Genomic DNA, 16982 nt, shown 5'->3' with positions numbered 1-16982 from the left:
CACGGATCATTCTTTTCGCGCCAGCGCCAGCAGTGCTTGCACCCGTTCAACCACCGGCGGGTGGGAATAGTGAAATGCTGCATAGAGGGGGTGCGGATGGAGATTGGAGAGGTTTTCCCGGGAAAGTTTAACCAGCGCCGTAGCGAGCGATGCGGGATCTTCGCAGAGCTCCACCGCGAATCGGTCGGCCTCCCGCTCCTGCCGGCGCGACAACCAGGCAAACAGGGGTGTGAGCGGAAAAAGCGCCAGGGTACCGATGAAGCCGACGATCACGAGCCGGGCCGGAAACGTCGCATCCGTCATCCCCAGAAGCCCGGGAAGCCCCTCCCATGATGTGACCCTCCACGCCAGCCAGGCAGCGGCAAGGGCGCCTGCCTGACCGGCAATAATCCTCCGGAGGATGTGCCCGAGCTTCCAGTGTCCGATCTCATGGGCCAGGACCGCCAGAATCTCTGCGTGGGTCATCTGGTTTAGCAGCGTATCGTACAGCACGATGCGCTTCACCCGGCCGATGCCGGTAAAGTATGCATTCGAGTGGCGGCTGCGCCGGGATGCGTCCACCTGCATAACCCGGCTCACCCTGAGTCCGGCCCGCTCGACCATGACACGGATCTCTTCTTCCAGCCCTTCGGTCTTCACCGGCTCGTAGCGGTTGAACAACGGCTCGATGACATACGGTGAGAGATACATGAGAAACAGTGTCAGAAACGCGAGAAAGCCCCAGACCCAGAGCCACCAGTGCAGGGGACTCCACGCAACCAGGGCGAAAGCGCCGGAAATCATGAGCGTGGCAAGCGTCATTGAAATACACGTCGATTTCAGCAGATCGGACCACCAGAGCATCGGCGTTGTGGTGGTAAAACCGTACCGACGCTCAATGACGAATGTTTCATAGAGTCCGAAGGGGATTGCGATGGCGCTCTGAACGAGGGAAAGAAGCAGAAAAAAGACAACGCCCGCCAGGATGAACGAGGTGGTCAGCGAGGCAACCCAGCGGTCGAAGAGCGGGAGGATTCCTGCGAAGAGAAATCCGACAAGAAGGCCGCTGTCGACCAACGACTCCACAATCCCCAGGCGACTCCGGTCGAGGGTATAGGCAGTTGCAGTGCGCAGGCTCCCTTCATCCACCGCGCCGGCGAAACCATCGGGGACCGTTGTTCCATGGCGCCTGAGATGTTTGAGGTTCATTATGCGGAGCAGATGCTCGAAGGTGAGGACCGCGAGGTACCAGGCGAGGATCGTCAAAGTCATGGGGGAAGGATACATCAGGGGACAACGGTTGTCGAGAATCGGGACTGACACGGAAAAGGGGAGGAGCTGTTGCCCCTCCCCGTGCATGCGCCGAATGACCCGACGTGTCAGTGCGAAACCGTCCCGTCTTCCACAATCGCGTCATACCTGTAGCCGCCGCCGAAGTCCTTGTCCTTCCTGAGTGTCCCGGTGATTGTGACCACTTCGCCCAAAGCCGGGAGGTCCTGGGTCGTCACGGTCAGATCATGGCTCCCCTTCGCACTGTCGCCGGAGCCGTCCTGAAGATGCAGCCAGTTCTTGCCCATAATGCCGGCCGACACCTTGGTCACCTTGGCCCGGACACTGATCGTCTTGCCGTCAAGCTTCTCCCTGTTGCCATGAAGCTCGGCAACCGTGAAACCATTGGCCCCTGCTGCCTTTTCTACAGCAATCTTCTCTGCGGGAGTGACCACCCCCCCCTTGCTTCCAGCCGAGCTCTTTCCCTTGGTGCTTGCGGCCTGGGTCGCCATACCCTCGGAAAAATAGATACTGTCAAAGGTCCGGTTAAGAGCTTTGCTGAAGAACTGCTGCATCTCCATGCCCGGCTTGAGGGTCACCTCGCGGCCGACCTCGAGTGAAGTCTCGGGAATGGCTGCCCATACGGTCTTACCGTCCCGTTCCAGACTGAGGTAGGTATACCCGCCGCTGTTGAACGTCTCCACAACCTTGCCTGCCAGAGGGGTACTCTGTACGGCGACCGCCCCGCCCCCGCCCATGCCGCCCATGGAGCCGAAGGCGTGGGCATCAATGGACAAGGATGCAAGCAGAATCATAAGAACAAAGGCATTCACATACTTCATGGTTGACTCCTTGCGGTAAATTTGCGTGACCCGGCTCTTGCGGGCCAGCCACGTGCTTAAAAGACTACCGTTTCCACGAGAAAATCACAACGTTTTTCCTCATTTCTTCGGCATTCCGGCCCTATGCCTCCAGCTAAAACCACAAATTTGACAAAACGCTGTTCTATCAAAATTAAACACCATCACGCTACTTATTTATATATTTTAACTATATATTACTAAACCCATCAACCGATCGTTATAACGTAACGATTTGAGATTAACCATCATTAACCATATTGTTTAAAATTCCAAAATATGTTATACAGCGACACTTCGCCGACACCATTGAAAGGTACGGGTCGAATCCGGTACACGCCGCGGTGCGGTCACCAGGGAGGGATCATGGCGCAGGAAGCGCTCTGCAGGAAACGACATGAAGGATTCGATGGATCGATGGTCGGGGTCTCACTGGCGGACCTGATCCAACTCAAGGGAACCAACAGGTTCTCAGGTTGCATTTCCGTCGAATTCGGAGGGCGAGGCGGTGTTATTTTTTTCCGGGATGGCGAGATTGTCCACGCCGAAAAAGGCAGCTGCGAAGGAGAAGAGGCGCTCCAGCGGATCCTGCGCTGGCCGGGCGGGCGTTTTACCGCCCACCCGCACCTGGCAACCGATCGCCACTCCATCAGGAAGAACCGGCAACACCTTCTGCTCGATGCACACCGGCTCATGGATGAACGTCATCGGCACACCGGATCAAAGAGAGAACCGGCCGGGAAAACGTCGCTGTGTGAGCGGATACGTGCAATCGGGATCGTATCCGACGCCATCACCCTCGACTTTGACGGCGTACCCACGGGTGAAAGAGGTCCCTCGGCGGACCGCCTAGCAGCCGGGGCCTGCTTCCTCGCCCGTCTGGCAGCCCGGATCGGGTCGCGCCTCGGGACCGGGAGTCCTACCTCGATGGTCCTTGAAGGCACAAGAGAACATCTGTTCATCTATACCGGCAAGCATCATCTTCTCGCCGTAGCCGCCGATGCAGGCCATCAGTCCTCCATGATTGAAGAGGCAATCCGCCGAGCCGTTCACACCTCCTGACATGAGACAGGCGCTCGCACAGCTCAACGTGCTGCCCGGTGTCATCGGCAGCCTCGTCACGGATCGCGGAGGGGATATCCTCGAACGGGCATTCCCTCCTCTCTTTGATGACGCGACCCTGTCTGCGGTCTCGGAAGACTTGGCCGAATGCGCGATCGCCCTCGGGATCTCGCCCGTCAGCACAGAAACACTCTTCCTCCGGTACGCAGCGGGAATCGTAGCGATAAAACCCCTCGATGACGGCCTGCTCCTGCTCCTTTGCACCAGAGAATCCAGCCGCAATCTCATGAGTTGCGCCATTGACGCCGCAGCAGCCCGACTCCGGAGAGTGATGTCCTCCTCTCCCCCATCCTCGCAGGACGACCCGAATGGGCCGGCATCTGACCGGTTGGCAATCGCTATGTCATCAGAATCTTACCCCGCAAAATAAGAATCTCGAACGCCAGCACCCCTTTCCGGGCAATGGTTTGTGCTTCCGACAAACGAACGCCCAGGGCGGCCATCTCTCCGGCGGCACAGAGGATGGTGACCACACGCCGCCCCATCACCATGGGTACGAGCATCAGCCCCGGCGCGCCAGCTCCGCCCAAGGCCTCCACCAATCGCCGGTCAGTCGGCGTTTGGCCCGGCGGGCCGAGATACACACTCCGCTCCTCAACCACTGTCCGGACATGTGATGCCTCCTGAAGCGACATCCTCAACTGCCCGAACTCTTGCAACCGCTCATGGCCGGCAACCGCTTCCCACCCTGCGGCCACGTCCCTCATGACGAGCAGCAGACCGGCACAACCAAAGAGGCGGCCGGCATAGTCCACCAGGGCATCGGCCACTGCGTCACGCTCGCGGCAGTCGGCAAGCGTCCGGGAGAGAGCGTCAATTGTGTACCGTTCGGCCGCCTCGACACGATTATCATCGGTGTCGCCCCCCTCCCAGGGGAGAAGCGTGCCATTGCCGGGCAGAGTCGAAAAATCGACCACATCCCGGCGCATGAGTTGCTCCGCGGGCCGTTTGGCCCCATAAGTACAGACCCTGCGCCCCCCCAGGGTCTCCGATACCGGCAGGGCACGCACCTCGCGCCGGATGCCGTAGTATTTCTCCAGCGCCATGAACAGCCTGATTTCCGGAGCGACCATCGGCACGATGACAAATCCCGTACGAAAAGCGATTTCATCAATGGCCGGCAGATCCGAGGGGTCGGCCATGACGAGCCTGAGCCGTCGCCCGTCGACCCCGAGGGGGACGATCTTGTAGCGCTCCACCATGTCACGGGGAACAAGGGTCAGGAGGTGGTCGGGCACAGCCATGAGTTCATCAGGACCGACACAGGGAACCCGAAGCTTCTCGCTCAGGACCCTGGCAAGTTCTTCCTCGCCGATCACCCCCATTTCAATGAGGTTCGTTCCGAGCCTGCCCCCGAAGATCACCTGTCCTTTCAGGGCCTCATCCAGTTGAGTATGGGTTATCATTCCGGCTTTGATCAGCATCTCGCCGAGGCGTATCGGCATAGGTCCCTCCATGGCGGGGAGGCCCCGGCGTACCTTCCATCGCCGGCTTCCCGCAGAAATCAAACGCAACCATTCTCGACCGCCCTTACGGGAGCCCCCGGGCAGGCAATCCTACCGGGCCGGCGGCACGAGAGGTGCCGCAGGCGCCACCGGGGCAACGGGGACGGCCGGGGCATGGGGAGAGTGGGGGGGGTGGACACCCCGGCGATACGGGGAGGTGTCCGCAGTCGGCCCATCGACAGGCTCTGCCGGAGGGCGATCATGGTTCGTAGCGGGCCAGGGCACTGAGGAAGCAGGGGACCCGTCGGAGTATTCAAATGAAGCAGGGAACGGAAGACTGCTGTCGTATCGCGCGGCCACTGCGCCGGCAATAACGACCAGAAGAAAGCAGACGGTGAATGCTCCGTAAAGGTTCCGCACCAGCCGGTTCGTCGGAATGATCAGATTGTGGGCAGCCCCGAAGAGCAGCGGAACCAGCAGCAGCTCCAGTGCCGCCAGAGCAGCGCTTGCCGTGGCCCCGTAGAGATGAATGAAACGGACGGCGCAGACGACGCAGAGCAGGAGGAAGAGCCCGTTGGGAAACGTGGCGAGTGAAGAGCGGGGGAATCCGGGGCGTCGACCCGCCGGCCAGACCCCGGCTTGCAGCCCGGCACGTGAGTTGGCCGACGTGTCAGGCCCGGGCTTGCGGCAGGCATCGATCCGGTGATAGGCCTCGATGATCAGGCGCAGCCGCTCTTCGGCATTACGGCGGCGCACCGGGTCATTGACAAAACGATCGGGATGGCAGGCAGAAACGGCTACGCGATAGGCACGCTTCGCCTCGTCGGCGGAAGCGCCGGGGCTGAGACCGAGCAACCCGTAGCAGTCGCGGAGATCGTCCATGGGGAATCAGTGCCGCGAGGCGTAACCACGCGATGGGAGAGAACGCAATGGGACAGGAATTCGAAGAGCCGTTCGCTAGTCCTTTTCGATGAAACCGTAAAATTCTTCGATTACGCCTTGGCGATCAGCGCCGGTTGTCGTAACCGCCGTATCCGAGTGGACCAGGGAGTCCATGTCGATCTTTCGGAAGTTGAGACCGATGCCGTCGTCGGTTATCCGTACCACGCTCGCCTCAAGGCTGAACGAGAGCTCCGCGGACGATCCGAAGAAAAACATTGAGACATCAACCTGCTCGTTGATGGGGATTTTCTGGTCTGTACGCACAAAGAGGCCCTTGAGGCTCACGTTTTCCACTTCCGCCCTGAAGCTCGTTCCATTGTGCCGGATTATCGCCTCGCTCCTGAAATCGATCCGCTCGAACTTTCTCTTTTCCACCTGACTCCTCCGCCTGCCTGCCGGAACTGGTTGCCACTGTCAACCGTATCGTCCGTTCCGGACAAAACTTTAGGACATTACTCCGCTGCCGGTGCCCGGCCACGCGTATACAGAATGCAATATCGCCATACTAGCAGAACATCAGGGGGTTAGACAGAAAAAAAGCCGGAGATGCTTCTCATAGCCCCCACTTATACCGAAGATATTTGGCGGTCTGCTGATAGCCCTGTTCCATCAGAAATTCCCGTTCGTCCGCCGTGACGGAAAACGAGAGAGAAGGCACCATTCCGCAATGGATGGTGATGGTGTCCTTCCAGCGGGCCCCCTTGAGAAACTCCCGGTCCATGGAGTGAAAGAAGATGTTCAGGAGGTCGCCCGCGTAGCGGCGCAGGGTCATGACGGAGGAGGAGTGGTGGTTCATGCTTCTTTTGGAGAAGGTCCGCAGGACGAGGGTCTTGCCCGCTTCGGCACACTGGCTCTCGATCACGCTCGCCATGAGGGTGCCGTCGATGAGTACGTGCTCCTTGCCGCGCACGACAAATTTCTTCCAGGCAAAGATAAAGGGAATGGCCGCGGAAAAGCGGACCGCGGCGGAGACCTTCAGCCGGGGCGCATTGTCGGCCGAAAGGACGAAAGGCACGTGGTTGAGAATATCCGTGGTGATGACAGCAAGCGGGCTACGGCGCAGATCCGCCAGACAGACGCCGCCCAACCGCTCGTCGAGCCACCGCTCAAGCGCATCGCCCCGGCAGATCCCCATGCCTGAGAAGACACCGCGCGGAGAGAAGTCGCGGAACAACTCCGTGTCGGTTTCGAGAGCAAGCCGCTTCAGCTCGGCGGTCGGCATGCCCGCGGCGTACAGAGCGGCGATGATGCTGCCCGTGGACGCGCCGATGATCCTGCCGATGGGAACGCCGATCTCCTCCAGGGCGCGCAGGGCGCCGATGAAGGCATAGCAGCGAATTCCCCCTCCCACGAGCATGAGGGTTACCGGCTCATCTACTCCGGTCGGGCGTGGTTGGTGGTTATCCATGGTGACCGTTACCTCCGGCAAATTCCGGCGCTCAGGGTGCGCCTGTCGTCATCGGGCAGAGGCCGGCTGCCGGCCGGCCCGTGCCGTCAGCAAATGCGCGGCAACTGCTCGCCCGCAAGCATCTCCACTGCCCTTACGCCCCCGACTGATGTCTCCAGCCGGAGCTTTCCCCCGCCCGCATCGGTGACTTCACCGATGATCGCGGCAGCCCCTCCGCAGGGATGCGTCTTCATGCGCGCCAGAACCCGCTCGGCGGCCGACGGGGCCACGGCAACGAGAAGTTTGCCCTCGTTGGCCACGTAAAGGGGATCGAGACCCAGGATGGCACAAACCCCCTTCACCGGCCCGGCCAAGGGGATGGCTTCCTCGCGGATCGTGATCGTAACATCGGACTGGAGGGCTATCTCCTTGAGAGTGGTGGCAACCCCTCCCCGGGTTGGGTCGCGCAAAACATGAACATCCCCGCCGCCCTCGGCGATGATGTCGGCCACCAGCCCGTTGAGAGGGGCACAGTCGCTGACGATGTCGGTCTGGAGCTCAAGCCCCTCCCGCTTCGCCATGACGGCAATGCCGTGGTCCCCCACGGTGCCGTTGATGATGATCCGGTCGCCGGGCCGGGCGCAGGCGCCGGAGATGGTGAAGTCGTGCTCCACCAGTCCGATGCCCGACGTATTGATAAAGATCCGGTCGGCCTTGCCCCGGGGGACGACCTTGGTGTCGCCGGTGACGATCCTTACCCCGGCGGCATCGGCAGCCTGGCGCATGGACGCAAGGATGGTCCCCAGGTCGTTCCTGCCGAATCCCTCCTCGATGATGAGGCCGGCACTCAGGAACAGGGGACGCGCGCCCATCATGGCCAGGTCGTTGACGGTCCCGTTAACCGCCAGGGTCCCGATATTGCCGCCCGGGAAAAAGACGGGGTCCACCACGTAGGAATCGGTGGTGAATGCCAGCCTGCGGCCGCCGGCATCCACCAGGGCCGCGTCGTTCTGGCCCGCCAGGGATACCCCCGACAGAGTGGGGATGATGAGGTCGTCCAGGAGTTGGTGGGAAAGCTTTCCGCCACTGCCGTGACCGAGCAGGATGAGGTCCTTGTTCACAGGGTTCTCCGGTTGTTGAATTATTGTCCGTACTTATAGGCCGCCGCACAGGTCCCCTCGCTGGAAACCATGCAGGCGCCCACGGGCGACTCGGGAGTACAGGCGTTGGCAAACAGGGGACAGTCGAAGGGGGTCACTTTCCCCTTGAGGATTTCCCCACAGAGGCACCCCTGGTGCTCTTTGGTCTCTTCGACCTCCACCGCGATCTCCCGCTCGGCGTCGAAGGCGGCGTAGGCATCGGCGATCCGGAGGCCGCTCCCCGGAATGATGCCGATCCCCCGCCAGGGTGCGTCAAAGGGGGTGAATACCTGGGCGAGCACGTCCAGGGCCTTGCGGTTCCCCTCCCAGGTAGCCACACGGCTGTACTGAATCTCGACCCGGGGCTTTCCCTCCACTACCTGACGGACGAGCATCTCCACCCCCTGCATGACATCGACCGGCTCGAAGCCCGTAACCACGCAGGGGATGCCGAACTCCTCCGGGAGAAAGCGGTACGCGTCGGCACCAATGATGGTGCTGACGTGGGCCGGGCACAGGTAGCCGTCGATACCGAGCTCGGGGTCATTGGCCAGAACACGCATGGGGATCGGCATGGTCTTATGGGCAGCCAGGACAAAGTAGTTGACAAGTCCCTGCTTCCGGGCCGCAAGAATGCTTCCGCCGATGGCCGGTGCCGTGGTTTCGAAGCCAACCCCGAGAAAAACCACTTTCCGGTCCGGGTTCGCCGCTGCCAGGGCAACGGCGTCGAGCGGGGAATAGACGATACGCACGTCTGCCCCCATGGCCCGCTCCTCCTGGAGCGACGAGGAGGAGCCCGGCACCCGGACCATATCGCCGAAGGTGGCGACGATGACGCCGGGGAGACGGCAGAGGGCCACGGCCCGATCCAGGTATTCGTTGGGGGTCACGCAGACGGGGCAGCCCGGACCGGAGATGAGCCGCACCTGCGGCGGCAGGAGGGTGCGGAGACCGTACTGGTAGATCGACATGGTGTGGGTGCCGCAGACCTCCATGAAGGTCATGACGTCCGTGCGTCCCTCCACCAACCGGGCGATGCGCTGCGCATACCCCTTCACCAGTGCCCGGTCGCGAAACTCGTCCTGGTAATTCATCAGGCCATATCCTCCGGGCGGAATACTTCCCTCATCAGCCGAAGGGTTTCCTGCGCATCCTCCTCGTCGAGCTTGGAGATGGCGAACCCGGCGTGAACGATGACGAAATCCCCTACCCGCACCTCTTCGTCCAACAGCATGAGGCTGGCTTCTTTCCTGACGCCGTCTATTTCCGCCACAACCTCACCCTCACTGACAGCGACGACCTGCATGGGCACACCAAGACACATGGTTAGTTATTCTCCTTTATCACTCCGGGGGACACGGTGGGCCACCCCTGCAATCACGGCCTGTCCCAGCGCTACGCCTCCGTCATTGGGAGGAACGAGACGGTGGGTAAACACCCGGAACCCTTCTGCCTCAAGCAGCCGGCACGACTCCTCGCAGAGGAGCCGGTTCTGAAAGACTCCTCCCGAGAGGACGATCCGGTCGAGGCCGGTCTCGCTCCGTACCTTGCGGCAGACGTCGACAACAGAGGCGGCAACCGTGTTGTGGAACGCCCGGGCCATCTCCGGCAGGGAAACCTTTGCCGCGAGATCCTCCATAAGTGCCCGAACCATGAGCCTGTAGTCCACTTCAACGGCACCCTGCCGACTCAGCAGGGCAAAGGGATAGGCACGCCCCGTGGCGCATTCTTCCGCCTGCCCTTCCAGCTCGATGGCCGCCTGCCCCTCGTAGCTTATCCGGCTCCGCAGCCCCACCATGGCGGCCACGGCGTCGAAGAGCCGACCGCAACTGGAGGTCAGAGGAGAATTGATCCGGCGCTCCAGCATGCGCAGAAACAGCGAGCGCTCTTCAGCCCCCACCCGGGTCAGCCAAGGGACCGGCTGCTCAAAGAGATCGGCACCAAAGGCGTCGTGCAGATAGGCGAGCGCCATGCGATACGGCTCCCTCACCGCCGCGTCTCCGCCCGGCAGGGGCACCTGCCGCACGTGTGCGGCCCGGCGGTAGCCGTCGTATCCCCCCACGAGGAACTCGCCCCCCCAGACGGTCCCGTCGGTCCCGAGGCCGGTGCCGTCGAAGATGACGCCGATGACGCTGCCGTCAAGACCGTTGTCGGCCATACAGGAGGCGAGATGAGCGTGATGATGCTGGACCGCCACCCGGGGGAGCCCGGCAATCCCCTCGGCGTAGCCCGTGGAAAGATAGTCGGGATGGAGGTCGTGGGCCACCACCTGGGGCCTGATTTCCAGGAGTGCCTGCAGGTGTTCCGCCGTTGCCGCCAGAGACGCCAGGGTTGTGTCGTTCTTGAGGTCACCGATGTGCTGGCTCGGAAACGCCCGGTCTCCCCTCGTGAGGCACAGGGCGCCCTTGAGCTCGGCTCCCACGGCAAGAACGGGCGGAATCTCCACGGGCAACCGTACCTCGCGGGGAACATAGCCGCGGGAGCGGCGCAAAAAGAGGGGACTTCCCCTGAATACCCGAATGACGGAATCATCGATGCGGGTTCGAATCTCCCGGTCGTGGACCAGAAATGCATCGGCGATCGCCGAAAGCCGCTCAACCGCCTCATCATCCCGGTAGGCAATGGGTTCGTCCGACAGGTTGCCGCTTGTCATGACGAGAGCCGCGAACCGCTCCTCGAGCAGCAGGTGGTGGAGCGGCGTATAGGGGAGCATGGTCCCGATATAGCCGTTGGCAGGGGCCACTCGACCGGAGAGGATGGGACCCGGCCGTTTGCGCAGCAACACTATGGGATGCTCGGGCCCGGCCAGAAGCCGCGCCTCCACGGAGTCGACCAGGGCAAACCGCGCCACGGCTTCCAGATCCCGCGCCATCACGGCGAAGGGCTTTTCGTCCCGGTGCTTGCGTCGTCGCAGTTCCGCCACGGCGGCGTCGTTGGCGGCGTCCACCGCCAGGTGATAACCGCCGAGCCCCTTGATCGCGACGATCTTGCCTTCGGCCAGAAGCTCCACGGTCCGGTCGACGGGGTCCCCCGGCAGACCGGCACCCGAGGCATCCACCAGCCTCAGCGTCGGGCCGCAGTCGGGGCAGGCTACGGGCTGAGCATGGAATCTGCGATCCATCGGATCTTCGTACTCGGACCGACAGGCATCGCACAGGGGAAAGCGCGCCATGGTAGTATTGGGCCGGTCATAGGGAACAGCAGTGACGAGGGAATAGCGGGGCCCACAGTTGGTGCAGTTGATGAACGGATAGCGGTAGCGCCGGTCCGACGGGTCAAAGAGTTCCCGAAGGCAGTCCGGACAGACATCGCCGTCGGGGGCCACCCGCACCGTACCCGCTCCCTCGCCGCTCTCGCCGATGACAAAAGAGCCATCCCCCTGGGGTGCAATTTCCTCAATGGCGATTCGGGCAATGACCGCCAGGGGCGGGGCATCACTCACAATGGCGGAGCGAAAGGCAGCGAGGGCGCCGGCATCACCTTCAGCTTCCATGACGACACCGGCACCGCTGTTCCTGACCCATCCGACGATACCGTGATGGGCAGCCAGCCTGAAGATGAAGGGGCGGAACCCGACGCCCTGGACGATGCCCTCAACGGCTATCCTGAGCCTGAGCACCACGGCCGAATTCCCGACCTACCCCTTCACCGCCGCAATGCGGTCGGCCAGCCATGCATACCAGGCATCCATCCCCTCGCCGGTCCGGCTCGAAACCTGAAAGATCGTAATCCCAGGGCTCACCCGCCTGGCCATCTCCAGGCATTTCTCGACATCGAAATCCACGTAGGGGAGCAGGTCGATCTTGTTGAGCAGCATAACGTCTGCCGCGTGGAACATATTCGGATATTTGAGGGGTTTGTCCTCCCCCTCGGTAACCGACAGAACCACCACTTTGTGATGCTCTCCCAGATCAAAAGAAGCGGGGCAAACCAGATTACCCACGTTTTCGACGAGGAGGAGATCCAACGCGTCCAGATCGAATTCCTCGGCGGCATGCCCAACCATGTGGGCATCGAGATGGCAGCCGGCGCCGGTGTTGATCTGCCGGGCCGGCACGCCGGTGGCGGCAATGCGTTGCGCATCGTTGTCGGTCTGCTGGTCCCCTTCGATGACGGCACAGCGATACCTGCCCGACAGATCTCCAAGGGTCCGCTCAAGGGTGGTTGTCTTGCCGGAGCCCGGCGAACTCACAAGATTGAGGACAAACACTCCCTTTTTCGCGAAAAGCGCCCGATTGTCGGCGGCAAAGTGATTATTGCGTGAGAGGATGTCGGTTTCCACCGCGATCTTTCGCGACTCGCGCTCGTCGTCGTGGGTGTGGCCGTGGCTGTGACCGTGCCCATGGCCGTGTTCATGGTGATGATGGTGAGAGTCTGTTTCGCAACCGCAGGTGGTACACATGACGCTGGTCGCCTCCTGTTTCATTACGGCCATATGGACGGACGCCCGAGATCTAAAAGGGGCGCTCCGGGAAAACGGCCTGATGGTCTCTGTCTACCGATGGAGCGAATCCGATGGTGGGGGCGCGGAGGAGGGTGCAAAACTGCCGGAACACACCATTTCGTGCCTAGTTCCGAGCCTATAGCATATGGCAGAAAAGGTCAAGCATTCCGCCCATCCTCCATATCCTGAAGCCTTCCCAAAAAGGGGCTTGATTTATCCCGTGGCCGGCGCTAGACTACAATCAAAATTAAGATTCTCTCTACCATGCGCGTGAGGCTGACACGCCCCAGCGGAACATTTACTATCATTTGGGGGCTCTTTAAGCCGTGGTGTGCTGCCCCAGTACGTGGGATTTGCCTGAAGCGGCACAGAGCCTGCCACCTGTAAGGAACTCGCTGTGAGGCCCTTACAAGCCAACGGCATGGTGGAGAGACTAGAATGAAAAAGGGACCGCACTCACGGTCCCTTTTTCATTACCATCAAACCGCCACTCGGAGGAGGTCAGTCCCCATGCACCTGCCCCACAATCATCCTGTAGCCCTCAGTGACTATACCCCGCCCGATTATCGGGTTGAATCCGTTCACCTGACCGTCGACCTGCACGACGATGTGACCCTTGTGCAGACAGATCTCTCCGTCGTGGCCAATCATGACCTGACTGGGGGAGCCCGGCCCCTGGTGCTCGATGGCAGAGGGCTCGTGCTGCGGGGCGTTGCGCTGGACGGCAGGCCCCTGACGGCCGGCGAGTATGTCCGAGATGATGAGTCGCTCACCATTCACCACGTCCCCAAGCGGTGCACGGTATCCGTTTCTACGGAGTTAAAGCCGCAGGAAAACACCCTGCTGGAGGGGCTCTACCGCTCCGGCGGCACCTTCTGCACCCAGTGCGAGGCAGAGGGTTTCCGACGGATCACGTATTTCCCGGACCGCCCCGACGTGCTGGCAGTCTACACCGTCACTATCACCGCAGACCGGGCAACCTGCCCGGTACTGCTGGCCAACGGCAACCTGGCGGCCAGCGGCGACCTGCCCGACGGCCGCCACTATGCTACCTGGCACGATCCCTTCCCCAAGCCGTCCTATCTCTTTGCCCTGGTGGCCGGAGACCTGGTGAAGGTGGAGGATGCCTTTGTCACGAAATCGGGGCGCCGGGTGGCGCTGCAAATCTACGTCCAGAGCCATAACCGGGATAAGTGCGACCATGCCGTCCGCTCCCTGGCAGAGTCCATGCGCTGGGACGAGGAGGCATTCGGCCGGGAATACGACCTGGACCTCTACATGATCGTGGCCGTGGACGATTTCAATTTCGGGGCAATGGAAAACAAGGGGCTCAACGTCTTTAACTCCCGCTACGTCCTGGCCCGGCCCGATACGGCCACTGATGCCGACTACGCAGCCATCGAGGGGGTCATAGGCCATGAGTACTTCCACAACTGGAGCGGCAACCGGGTTACTTGCCGTGACTGGTTCCAGCTTTCCGTCAAGGAAGGTCTCACCATCTTCCGGGACCAGGAATTCTCAGCCGCCATGGGGTCGCCGGCGGTAAAGCGGATCCAGGACGTCCGGTATCTCAGGACCCACCAGTTCCCCGAGGATGCGGGGCCCCTGGCCCACCCGGTCCGGCCCGACTCCTACGATGCCATCAACAACCTCTACACCGCCACGGTCTACAACAAGGGCGCAGAGTTGATCCGCATGCTCCGCACCCTTGTGGGACACGAGACCTTCCGCCGGGGTATGGATCTCTATTTCGACCGCCACGACGGAACCGGCGCCACGGTGGAGGACCTGGTCCGCGCACTGGCCGAGACATCGGGGCGCGACCTGACGCAGTTCATGAGATGGTACCGGGAGGCAGGCACGCCGGAGGTCCATGTAACCGGCAGCCACGATGCAGACACCAAGGCGTACACCCTCACCATCCGCCAAACCGTTTCCGGAGGGGAACCGCTTCTCATCCCCCTGGTAATGGGGCTCCTGGACCGGAACGGAAATGAATTGTCCGTGCATCTCGATGGAGAGCAGGCTCCCCTGGAGCCGGGACGAGCTCTGGAGCTGAGTCGCCAGGAGGAAACGTTCCGCTTCAGGGGCATTCCCGAAGAGCCGGTGCCGTCACTGTTTCGGGGCTTTTCCGCCCCAGTGAGGCTGCACTATGCTTATACCGAGCCGGACCTTGCCCTTCTCATGGGGAAAGACGGCGATCTCTTCAACCGGTGGGAGGCTGGACAACGGCTCATGACGGGGACCATCATTCAATTGGTGGCAGACCGGCGAGCCGGGCGGGAACTTCGCCTTCCACCGGCACTGGTCGAAGCATGTGGGACACTGCTCACCTCGGGGGAAAATGACCGCGCTTTCCTGGCCGAGGCTCTGACGCTGCCATCGGAAAATCTTCTGGGCGAGCAGATGAAAGAAATCGACGTGGAGGGGATTTTCGAGGCTCGCCGCTTTGTCAGGACAGCCCTTGCCCGGCAGCTGCGGAGGGAGTTATCGGCCCTGTGGGATCGGTGCCGGTCCACGGGTCCCTACCGGTTCGAGCCCGCGGAAACGGGGCGGCGCAGTCTGGCCGCCTGCTGCCTCGGCTACCTCATGACCCTGGATGACCCTTCGATCCGCCAGGCGTGCCTGCGTCAGTTCAGGGAGGCCGACAACATGACCGACTCCCTCTCCGCCCTGACGCTTCTGGCCCATACAGAGGGAAGCGAAGGGGAGACGGCCCTGGCCGAGTTCCATGCCCGGTGGCGGGAGGAACCTCTCGTGATCGACAAGTGGTTCGCCATCCAGGCGACATCTCCCCTGCCGGATACCTTCGCCCGGGTGCAGCGTCTTCTGGAACATCCCGACTTCACCCTGGCAAACCCCAACCGGGCCCGTTCTCTCATCCTCTCATTCGCCGTCAACAACCCGATCCGGTTCCACGATAGGACCGGAGGCGGCTACCGGTTGCTGGCGGACCATGTGATCAAGCTGAACAGCCTGAACCCGATGATCGGTGCCAGAATGGCCGAGCCACTTACCCGCTGGCGACGTCATGAGCCGAACCGGAGGGAACGGATGAAGGCCGAGCTGGAACGGATAGCGCAGGAGCCCACCCTGGCGAGGGACATCCGCGACGTGGTGACCAAGGGGCTGGCCGGCGACTAGTATCGGCTGTTTTCCCGCAAAATAGCGGTAAAGAGGGGGTTGTGGTCCGACCGGGACACCGAGAGGGCCATTTCCACCGCTGTCACATTTCCCCGGATACTGCGAATCCGCTGAGGGGTCGTCTCCCCGATCATGGCAGCCGCCCCTTCCCTCAGATAGGTCTCGATGGCGCCCTTTACCGCATCCCCCTCCTCCATGAAGGTGTAGATGGAGACACCCAGCAGTTCCCCCTTGGGAAGGCCGAACAGGTCCTCTGCCTTGCGGTTGGCAATGATGAGCTTCCCGTCGGCCAGAAAGGTGACAATGGCGGACTGGGCCATCTCCAGCACGTTGCGGTAGCGGTCCTCCGACTCCTGCCGCTGGCGGGTCGTGCGGTCCAACTCCTCCATGAGTTCGTTGAACGCCCCCACCAGCTCTCCCACCTCGTCGTTGGAACTTCTCCTGAGCCGTTCCGAAAAATTCCCCGTAGCCGCCACGTTGCCGATGGAGGTTGCCACCGAGCGGACCGGTCTGATGATGGAGCGGTGGACCATGAAGCTCATGGCCGCAAGAATGAGAAGGACGACACCCGAAACGACGGCCAGATCAAGCTTGAGGTTGATGCCGATCTGGCGGTAAAGCTCCGCCATGGGGATGGAAACCGACACGGCGCCGATCAGTTGACCGATCCGGTAATCATAGGAGGGGTGTCCCTTGGGAAACCGCGCCCGGACAAAGGCCGGGGCCTCCTCGTAGCGGCCGTGGCAGCCGAGGCATGAGGCGTCGGCGGTCATGGGGAGCAGATAGCGGAAGACCCGCTTGCCGCCGATCGTGACCACCTCCCACTGCTCGGCGGCCTTTTCCCTGCCGAACCGCTGAAGCATCGCTGTTTCGTAGGCGTCGGGACGGTTGGCGGGATTGCGGTAGCGCAGCGACACCTGACGGACGTAGTACTTGCTGCCGGTCGTGATCCGCTTGGCCACCTGGGTGGCGACCACTTGGGGGACCAGATTGTAGTTCGCCTCCGGTTCTCCCCGTACCACCGAAGACATGTACTCCCGGGTTTCAACGATCTGCCGGGCAAGGATGCGGGCATTGTCGGTGGCATCCTTGACGATGAGCGACTCCTGCCGCAGGTAGTCGTCAACGGCATTGACCCCCATGAGAGTCACAAACATGACGCAGAGAATGACTATGAACTTGGTGGTGATTTTCAGGTTGGCAAACCAGGACATCGGGGCCTCCGGCCGAAATTTGTCTCAAGTATACCCC

General features: G+C 61.8%; 14 protein-coding genes, 1 other RNA gene and 1 pseudogene. 3 read left to right on the top strand and 13 right to left on the bottom strand.

The window, feature by feature from the left end; genetic code table 11:
• Nucleotides 1-6: 6 nt before the first annotated feature.
• The gene (locus AABA48_RS16155; protein WP_286351300.1) at nucleotides 7-1251 is read right to left on the bottom strand and encodes a M48 family metallopeptidase; all 1245 of its coding nucleotides are present in this window, start codon (nucleotides 1249-1251) and stop codon (nucleotides 7-9) included.
• A gap of 107 nt (nucleotides 1252-1358) precedes the next feature.
• A complete protein-coding gene (locus AABA48_RS16150) occupies nucleotides 1359-2090 on the bottom strand; it encodes a DNA-binding protein (protein ID WP_286351299.1) in 732 nt (243 codons plus the stop codon).
• Nucleotides 2091-2387: 297 nt separating this feature from the next.
• On the opposite strand from AABA48_RS16150, the pseudogene AABA48_RS16145 reads away from it, so the two are divergent.
• Nucleotides 2388-2753, top strand: a pseudogene (locus AABA48_RS16145) (DUF4388 domain-containing protein); the annotation flags it as partial.
• A 204-nt stretch (nucleotides 2754-2957) separates the two neighbouring features.
• On the opposite strand, the gene AABA48_RS16140 reads toward AABA48_RS16145, so the two are convergent.
• The 10 genes from AABA48_RS16140 to hypB form a co-directional block, all read right to left on the bottom strand.
• Nucleotides 2958-3119 (bottom strand): hypothetical protein, encoded by a 162-nt coding sequence (locus AABA48_RS16140; protein WP_286352545.1) that lies wholly within the window; start codon nucleotides 3117-3119, stop codon nucleotides 2958-2960.
• Between the two features lie 449 nt (nucleotides 3120-3568).
• Nucleotides 3569-4675, bottom strand: coding sequence for a GspE/PulE/PilB domain-containing protein (locus AABA48_RS16135; RefSeq protein WP_286351298.1), 1107 nt, complete (start codon nucleotides 4673-4675; stop codon nucleotides 3569-3571).
• Between the two features lie 111 nt (nucleotides 4676-4786).
• Nucleotides 4787-5557, bottom strand: coding sequence for a J domain-containing protein (locus tag AABA48_RS16130; RefSeq protein ID WP_286351297.1), 771 nt, complete (start codon nucleotides 5555-5557; stop codon nucleotides 4787-4789).
• A 75-nt stretch (nucleotides 5558-5632) separates the two neighbouring features.
• The gene (locus tag AABA48_RS16125) at nucleotides 5633-5992 is read right to left on the bottom strand and encodes a PilZ domain-containing protein (RefSeq protein ID WP_010940980.1); all 360 of its coding nucleotides are present in this window, start codon (nucleotides 5990-5992) and stop codon (nucleotides 5633-5635) included.
• A 178-nt stretch (nucleotides 5993-6170) separates the two neighbouring features.
• Nucleotides 6171-7025 (bottom strand): patatin-like phospholipase family protein, encoded by an 855-nt coding sequence (locus AABA48_RS16120; protein WP_286351296.1) that lies wholly within the window; start codon nucleotides 7023-7025, stop codon nucleotides 6171-6173.
• An 86-nt stretch (nucleotides 7026-7111) separates the two neighbouring features.
• Nucleotides 7112-8125, bottom strand: coding sequence for a hydrogenase expression/formation protein HypE (gene hypE / locus AABA48_RS16115; RefSeq protein WP_286351295.1), 1014 nt, complete (start codon nucleotides 8123-8125; stop codon nucleotides 7112-7114).
• Between the two features lie 20 nt (nucleotides 8126-8145).
• Nucleotides 8146-9237, bottom strand: a complete 1092-nt coding sequence (hypD, locus tag AABA48_RS16110; protein WP_338270723.1) for a hydrogenase formation protein HypD — start codon at nucleotides 9235-9237, stop codon at nucleotides 8146-8148.
• Nucleotides 9237-9467: a HypC/HybG/HupF family hydrogenase formation chaperone gene (locus AABA48_RS16105; RefSeq protein ID WP_286351293.1), complete on the bottom strand. Its 231-nt coding sequence runs from the start codon at nucleotides 9465-9467 to the stop codon at nucleotides 9237-9239. Before AABA48_RS16105 ends, hypD begins: the two co-directional genes overlap by 1 nt.
• Nucleotides 9468-9473: 6 nt before the next feature.
• The gene (gene hypF, locus AABA48_RS16100) at nucleotides 9474-11765 is read right to left on the bottom strand and encodes a carbamoyltransferase HypF (RefSeq protein WP_286351292.1); all 2292 of its coding nucleotides are present in this window, start codon (nucleotides 11763-11765) and stop codon (nucleotides 9474-9476) included.
• Between the two features lie 15 nt (nucleotides 11766-11780).
• On the bottom strand, nucleotides 11781-12545 hold the full coding sequence (hypB, locus tag AABA48_RS16095) for a hydrogenase nickel incorporation protein HypB (protein WP_286352491.1): 765 nt from the start codon (nucleotides 12543-12545) through the stop codon (nucleotides 11781-11783).
• A 295-nt stretch (nucleotides 12546-12840) separates the two neighbouring features.
• On the opposite strand from hypB, the gene ssrS reads away from it, so the two are divergent.
• Both ssrS and pepN read left to right on the top strand, forming a co-directional pair.
• Nucleotides 12841-13022, top strand: a non-coding RNA gene (gene ssrS / locus AABA48_RS16090) — 6S RNA.
• 75 nt (nucleotides 13023-13097) lie between these two features.
• Nucleotides 13098-15731 carry an aminopeptidase N gene (pepN, locus tag AABA48_RS16085; RefSeq protein ID WP_286351291.1) on the top strand — a complete coding sequence of 878 codons (2634 nt, stop codon included), beginning with the start codon at nucleotides 13098-13100 and terminating at the stop codon, nucleotides 15729-15731.
• Here pepN and AABA48_RS16080 read toward each other — a convergent pair.
• Nucleotides 15728-16945, bottom strand: coding sequence for a c-type heme family protein (locus tag AABA48_RS16080; RefSeq protein ID WP_286351290.1), 1218 nt, complete (start codon nucleotides 16943-16945; stop codon nucleotides 15728-15730). The two genes, pepN and AABA48_RS16080, sit on opposite strands and share 4 nt — an antisense overlap.
• Between the last annotated feature and the right edge of the window lie 37 nt (nucleotides 16946-16982).

It is taken from the genome of Geobacter sp. 60473 (genome assembly GCF_036323535.1).
GTDB lineage: Bacteria > Desulfobacterota > Desulfuromonadia > Geobacterales > Geobacteraceae > Geobacter > Geobacter sulfurreducens.
The sequence above is the reverse complement of the archived record's forward strand: the minus strand, read 5'-3'. Positions and strand labels throughout refer to the sequence as shown.

Bases quoted from the DNA above. Each gene is read 5' to 3' on its own strand.
- AABA48_RS16155 (WP_286351300.1), bottom strand. From the start codon at position 1,251: ATGACTTTGACGATCCTCGCCTGGTACCTCGCGGTCCTCACCTTCGAG.
- AABA48_RS16150 (WP_286351299.1), bottom strand. From the start codon at position 2,090: ATGAAGTATGTGAATGCCTTTGTTCTTATGATTCTGCTTGCATCCTTG.
- AABA48_RS16140 (WP_286352545.1), bottom strand. From the start codon at position 3,119: ATGGCCTGCATCGGCGGCTACGGCGAGAAGATGATGCTTGCCGGTATA.
- AABA48_RS16135 (WP_286351298.1), bottom strand. From the start codon at position 4,675: ATGCCGATACGCCTCGGCGAGATGCTGATCAAAGCCGGAATGATAACC.
- AABA48_RS16130 (WP_286351297.1), bottom strand. From the start codon at position 5,557: ATGGACGATCTCCGCGACTGCTACGGGTTGCTCGGTCTCAGCCCCGGC.
- AABA48_RS16120 (WP_286351296.1), bottom strand. From the start codon at position 7,025: ATGGATAACCACCAACCACGCCCGACCGGAGTAGATGAGCCGGTAACC.
- hypD (WP_338270723.1), bottom strand. From the start codon at position 9,237: ATGAATTACCAGGACGAGTTTCGCGACCGGGCACTGGTGAAGGGGTAT.
- AABA48_RS16105 (WP_286351293.1), bottom strand. From the start codon at position 9,467: ATGTGTCTTGGTGTGCCCATGCAGGTCGTCGCTGTCAGTGAGGGTGAG.
- hypB (WP_286352491.1), bottom strand. From the start codon at position 12,545: ATGTGTACCACCTGCGGTTGCGAAACAGACTCTCACCATCATCACCAT.
- pepN (WP_286351291.1), top strand. From the start codon at position 13,098: ATGCACCTGCCCCACAATCATCCTGTAGCCCTCAGTGACTATACCCCG.
- AABA48_RS16080 (WP_286351290.1), bottom strand. From the start codon at position 16,945: ATGTCCTGGTTTGCCAACCTGAAAATCACCACCAAGTTCATAGTCATT.